The 626-nt window shown below is 69.0% G+C and carries 1 protein-coding gene; it reads left to right on the forward strand.

Going from position 1 to position 626, the window contains the following annotated elements; translation table 11 throughout:
• A partial coding sequence (locus tag LQ222_RS26175; protein WP_230169808.1) for an outer membrane protein occupies positions 1-626 on the forward strand: 626 nt, incomplete at both ends.

A 626-nucleotide genomic window follows, 5' to 3' on the forward strand; every position in this document is an offset into this window, starting at 1 on the left:
GCGACGCTGCTGTCGCTGCCGATGGCCGCGACCGCGCAGGCGCAGAGCTGGGATCCGCGGGTGCAGGGCATCTACGTGGGTGCCGGCGCCGGCTTCAACTACCTGATGGGCAGCTCGGACACGATCGCGAACCGTTCGGTCGATGTCGGGTTCGAATGGGGCTATGTCGGCGTGCTCAGCGTCGGCTACGGCTTCGGCAACGGCCTGCGCCTGGAACTCGAGGGCAGCTACCGCTCGAACGACGTCGACACCATCAAGGCCTCGGGCATCGGCCGCCTGCCGCGCACCGGCGGCACGGCCAGCAGCTACGGCGTGATGTTCAACGCGCTGTACGACTTCCGCCTCGGCCCGGTGGTCCCGTATGTCGGCGTCGGCGCCGGCTACCAGTGGCACGACTATGACGATGTCGGGTTCGGCCAGAACTCCGGCACCGCCAATGGCCGCCTGACCTTCGGTGGCAACGAGGGCGCCTTCGCCTACCAGGCCATCCTGGGCATGGCGCTGCCGATCGACAGCGTGCCGGGCCTGGCCCTGACCGCCGAATACCGCTTCATGGGCACCATCGGCCACGACATCAACGGCCGCGCCAATGGCGTGGTGCAGTATGGCGGCCAGCGCCTGGCGGA

The sequence above is a fragment of the Roseomonas sp. CECT 9278 genome (genome assembly GCF_918698155.1).
Lineage (GTDB): Bacteria > Pseudomonadota > Alphaproteobacteria > Acetobacterales > Acetobacteraceae > Neoroseomonas.